This is a genomic window from Thauera aminoaromatica S2 (assembly GCF_000310185.1).
Lineage (GTDB): Bacteria > Pseudomonadota > Gammaproteobacteria > Burkholderiales > Rhodocyclaceae > Thauera > Thauera aminoaromatica.
The window spans coordinates 1-4,995 of sequence record NZ_AMXD01000200.1; the positions used below are offsets into that span (position 1 = coordinate 1).

Genomic DNA, 4,995 nt, shown 5'->3' on the forward strand with positions numbered 1-4,995 from the left:
CGGCCCTCCAGGCGCCGGCCGCCCCGATCCGCGCCGAGGAAGCCGGCGCCGGCGCGGAGGCGGCGCCCGAGGTCGAGCCGCTCGCCTCCCCGACCCTGCGTGTGCGCGCCGAGCGGATCGACCGCTTCGTCAACCAGGCCGGCGAGATCGGCGTCGCGCGCAGCCGGGTCGAGGGCGAGCTGCGCAGCCTGCGGCGCTCGCTGCTCGACCTCACCGAGAACGTGATCCGCCTGCGCAACCAGCTGCGGGAGGTCGAGATCCAGGCCGAGGTGCAGATGCAATCGCGCATCGCGCAGGCCGGCACCCAGCACACCGATTTCGATCCGCTCGAGCTCGACCGCTACACCCGCCTGCAGGAGCTCACGCGGATGATGGCCGAGAGCGTCAACGACGTGACCACCGTGCAGCAGGGCCTGCTGCACAACCTGGACGGCGCGGAGCTCGCCCTCGGCAGCCAGGCGCGCATGGCGCGCGAGCTGCAGCAAGGGCTGATGCAGGTGCGCATGCTGCCCTTCGACAACCTTGCCAGCCGGCTCTACCGGGTGGTGCGGCAGAGCGCGCGCGAGCTCGGCAAGCGTGCCGCGCTCGACCTGCGCGGCGGACGCATCGAGGTCGACCGCAGTGTGCTCGAGCAGATGGCCGCGCCGCTCGAACACCTGCTGCGCAACGCGGTCGCGCACGGCATCGAGGCCCCGGCCGCGCGCCTGGCCGCCGGCAAGGCCGAGACCGGCAACATCGAGCTGACGGTGCGCCAGGAGGGCAACGAGATCGCCATCGAGATCGCCGACGACGGCGCCGGGCTCGACCTCGAGCGCATCGCGGCGCAGGCGCGCGCGCGCGGTCTGCTCGGCGCCGACGAGCGCGTCGACGAGCGCCGCCTGGTGAACCTGATCTTCGTCTCCGGCTTCAGCACCGCGCGCGAGGTCTCCGCGGTCTCCGGCCGCGGCGTCGGCATGGACGTGGTGAAGGCGCAAACCGCCGCCGCCGGTGGCCGCGTCGAGGTCGCCAGCCGGCCCGGCGCCGGCACCCGCTTCTCGATCCGCCTGCCGCTCACCCTCGCGGTAACCCAGACCTTGCTGGTGGAGGCGCTCGGCCGCAGCTGGGCCGTTCCCGCCAACATGATCGTGCAGGCCATGGAGCTCAAGCCCGACGCGCTGCAGGCCATGCAGCGGGCGCACGGCATCGAATGGCAGGGCGAGCATTATCCCTACCGCTATCTGCCGCGCCTGCTCGGCGATCGCGAGGCGCGCCCCGCCGAGGCGCGCTACAGCTGGGTGCTGCTGCTGCGCGCCGGCGCGCAGACGCTCGCGCTGCATGTCGACGGGCTGCGCGGCAACCAGGAAGTCATCGTCAAGAACGCCGGCCCGCAGCTCACCCGCGTCGTCGGCATGAGCGGCGCGACCGTGCTTGGCGACGGCGAGATCGTGCTGATCCTCAACCCGGTCGCGCTCGGCGCGCGCGCCGCCACCACCACGGACGAGGCGCACGCGGGGTTGTTCGGTCCCGCCGCCGAGGCGCCACCGCCGCTGCACCTGCCCACGGTGATGGTGGTGGACGACTCGCTGACCGTGCGCAAGATCACCGGTCGCCTGCTCGAACGCGAGGGCTATCGCGTGCTCACCGCCAAGGACGGCGTGGACGCGCTCGAGCAGCTCATCGACCTGAAGCCCGACGTGGTGCTCACCGACATCGAGATGCCGCGCATGGACGGCTTCGACCTCGTCCGCAACATCCGCGCCGACGCGCGCCTGCACGACCTGCCGGTGGTGGTGATCACCTCGCGCCTGGCGGAGAAGCACCGCCGTTACGCCCTGGAGGTCGGCGCCGACCACTACCTCGGCAAGCCCTACCAGGAAGAGGAGCTGCTCGCGCTGGTGGCGCGCTACGCACAGGCGGGCAAGGGCTGAGGGGGGGCCTCGCTCTTTCTGCGGTGCCAGCCGGGATGCGGCAACGGATGCGCCTCGACGCCCTCCGAGCCGCCGCCGATCTCGACTTGCGTCGCTCCTGCGCCCCCGGCGTGGAAGCACGCTGCAGGAGCGACGCAAGTCAAGATATTGCAGTGGTAGACCGCTCCGTCCCGGCGTCTACGCGCCCAGCGCGCGCGCCATGCGCGCGAGCGCTTCGTCCAGCGTCGCGCGCGGGCAGCCGAAGTTGAGCCGCACGAAGCCCGGCGCGCCGAAGGCCGCGCCATCCGAGAGTCCGACGCCGGCGGCCTCGAAGAAGGCCGCCGGGTCGGAGACCCCGCGCGCCGCCATCATCGCGCGGCAGTCGACCCAGGCCAGGTAGGTCGCTTCGGGGCGCGTCGTCGTCAGGCCGGGCATCGCCGCGACGGCCTCCAGCACGCGCTCACGGTTGCCGCGCAGGTAATCCAGCAGCGCCCGCCGCCAGGCATCGCCGTCGCGGTAGGCGGCCTCCGCCGCGACCATGCCGAGCACGTTCACATGCGGCACGATGCCGCGCATGGCGTGGCGGTAGCGCCGGCGCAGCGCGGGATCGGGAATGATCGCGAAGGCGCAGTACAGCGCCGGGATGTTCCAGGTCTTGGACGGCGCCATCAGGGTGATCGTGCGCCGCGCGATAGCCTCGTCGAGCGCGGCGAGCGGGCGGTGCGTGCGATCGGCGTCGAGAACCAGGCCGCAGTGGATCTCGTCCGAGCACACCAGCAGGTCGTGGCGCGCGGCGAAGTCGGCGAGCCGGCGCAGTTCGGCTTCGTCGAACACCCGGCCGACCGGGTTGTGCGGGCTGCACAGCAGCAGCAGCCGGGTCGTGGGCGTGCAGGCGGCCTCGAGCGCGTCCCAGTCCCATTGCCAGCGGCCGTCGCCCAGCACCAGTTCGGCGCGCTGCAGCACGCGGCCGGTGTTGGCCGGGGCGGTAAGGAAAGGCGGATACACCGGGGTGGCGGTGAGCACGCCGTCGCCCGCTTCGCCGGCGATGGTGCAGGCGAGGTTGAAGCCGGCGACCACGCCCGGCAGCCACACCAGCCAGTCGGGCTGGATCGTCCATCCGTGATCCCGCCGCAGGCCTTCGACCACGGCCTGCTCGAGCGCGGGCCAGGCATCCGTGTAGCCGAACACACCATGGTCGATGCGCCGGTGCAGGGCCTCGATGACCGCCGGCGGCGCGGCGAAGTCCATGTCGGCGACCCACAGCGGCAGCACGTCGCGGCCGGCGTAGCGGCCCCATTTTTCGCTCGGCAGGCTGCGGCGGTCGATGAGGCGGTCGAAGTCGAAGGCGGGGGCGGTCATGACGGGGCGTCCGGTGAAGGGTGACGGGGCGTCATTGTCCCGCATTCCCCCGAGCGCTCGCTGCCCCGTAGGAGCGACGCAAGTCGCGATCCGGCGCCCGGACGGCGCACCGAATCCCCGGGCTGACGCCTATGTGCCTTGCGCGTCGTTCTTCACCACGCCGAAACGTTGCAGCGTGCGCTCACGCGCAGCGGCGTGATCCACGATCGGTCCGGGGTAATCGACGCCGATCTTCGTCCGGCACGCGGTCTGGTCGATGCCGCCCATGGTCCAGGGGGCGTGGATGAACTTGTCGGGCACGCGCGCGAGTTCGGGCAGGTAGCGGCGGATGAAGCGGCCCTCGGGGTCGAACTTCTCGGACTGAGTGACCGGGTTGAAGATGCGGAACCAGGGCTGGGCGTCGCAGCCGGTCGAGGCCGCCCACTGCCAGCCGCCGTTGTTGGCGGCGAGGTCGTAATCGTTGAGCCGGACGGCGAAGTAACGCTCGCCCAGGCGCCAGTCGACGCCGAGGTCCTTGGTGAGGAAGGAGGCGACGATCATGCGCAGGCGGTTGTGCATCCAGCCGGTCTGGTCGAGCTGGCGCATCGCCGCATCGACGATCGGATAGCCGGTGCGCGCCTCGCACCAGGCGGCGAAGAGCTCGGGCGCGTCGTCCCACTGCACGGCGTCGTACTCGGGACGGAAGGCACGGTCCACCACCTGCGGGTGGTGCCACAGGATCTGGTGGTAGAAGTCGCGCCAGATCAGCTCCGACAGCCAGGTCTCCGCCCCCTCGCCGGCGCGCGCGCGGGCGTGGGCGGCGAGCTGGCGGATCGACACGGTGCCGAAGCGCAGGTGGGTGGACAGATAGCTGACGCCCTTCACCGCCGGGAAGTCGCGCGCGCGCTTGTAGCGCTCGATGCGCGCGGCGAAGTCGTCGAACAGGCGCTTGCCGCCGCTCATGCCCACAGGCAGGCTCAGCTCGGCGAGGTTGGTGGGCGCGAAGCCGATTTCGGCCAGCCCGGGCAGGGTCTCGCCGGCGGGCTTCGGCGCCAGGTGCGCGGCGTACTTCTCCACCGCATACGAGCTGACCTGGAAATCGTCCACCGCCTTCAGCCAGGCGTTCTTGTAAGGCGTGAACACGCTGTAGGGCTTGCCCGTCTGGGTGAGCACCTCGTCACGCTCGAAGACCACCTGGTCCTTGAAGTCCTCGTAACCGATGCCGTCCTCGGCGAGTCGCTGCGCGACCCGGCTGTCGCGCAGGATCGCGTCGGGTTCGTAGTCGCGGTTGGCGAAGACCTTGTCGACGCCAAGCTCGGCGGCCAGGCGCGGGATCTCGTCCTCGGCGCGGCCATGGCGCACGATCAGCCCGCCTCCCGTGCCACCCGCGGCACGCGCCAGGGCGTCGAGCGCCGCATCCAGCTCGGCCAGGCTGGCGTGGATGAACTCGACGCGGCGGTCGGCGCGCGCGGGCAGCGCGTCAAGGATGGCGGTATCGAAGACGAAGGCGCAATGCACGCGCTCGGCGAAGCGCAGGGCGTGGTGGAGCGCAGCGTGATCGAAGCTGCGCAGGTCGCGGCGGAACCAGACGAGGGCGGAGGGCATTTTTTTGTCCAGGACAAAGATGCGCAATTATGACGCATCCGCCACCGTGCCGCCGCAGTCCGGACAAGCGCAAGGCCGCGGGGCCGGAGTGGCGGGCGCCAACTTCAGGAGCGCCGAGGGCAGCCCGCAGCGAAGCGCAGGGCCGCGAGTGCAGGCGGCGCCCGCC

Annotated in this window: 3 protein-coding genes; 1 reads left to right on the top strand and 2 read right to left on the bottom strand. The window is 71.7% G+C overall.

Annotated features, from left to right (window positions below; genetic code table 11):
- Positions 1-1,907, top strand: a 1,907-nt coding sequence (locus C665_RS18310; RefSeq protein ID WP_004326067.1) for a hybrid sensor histidine kinase/response regulator, incomplete at its 5' end; no start/stop codon positions are given.
- Between the two features lie 177 nt (positions 1,908-2,084).
- Here C665_RS18310 and C665_RS18315 read toward each other — a convergent pair.
- Positions 2,085-3,245 (bottom strand): MalY/PatB family protein, encoded by a 1,161-nt coding sequence (locus tag C665_RS18315; protein WP_004326068.1) that lies wholly within the window; start codon positions 3,243-3,245, stop codon positions 2,085-2,087.
- Between the two features lie 129 nt (positions 3,246-3,374).
- Entirely contained in the window at positions 3,375-4,829 is a 1,455-nt protein-coding gene (locus C665_RS18320; protein WP_004326070.1) for a cryptochrome/photolyase family protein, read from the bottom strand.
- Positions 4,830-4,995: the final 166 nt, after the last annotated feature.

Bases quoted from the DNA above. Each gene is read 5' to 3' on its own strand.
- C665_RS18315 (WP_004326068.1), bottom strand. From the start codon at position 3,245: ATGACCGCCCCCGCCTTCGACTTCGACCGCCTCATCGACCGCCGCAGC.
- C665_RS18320 (WP_004326070.1), bottom strand. From the start codon at position 4,829: ATGCCCTCCGCCCTCGTCTGGTTCCGCCGCGACCTGCGCAGCTTCGAT.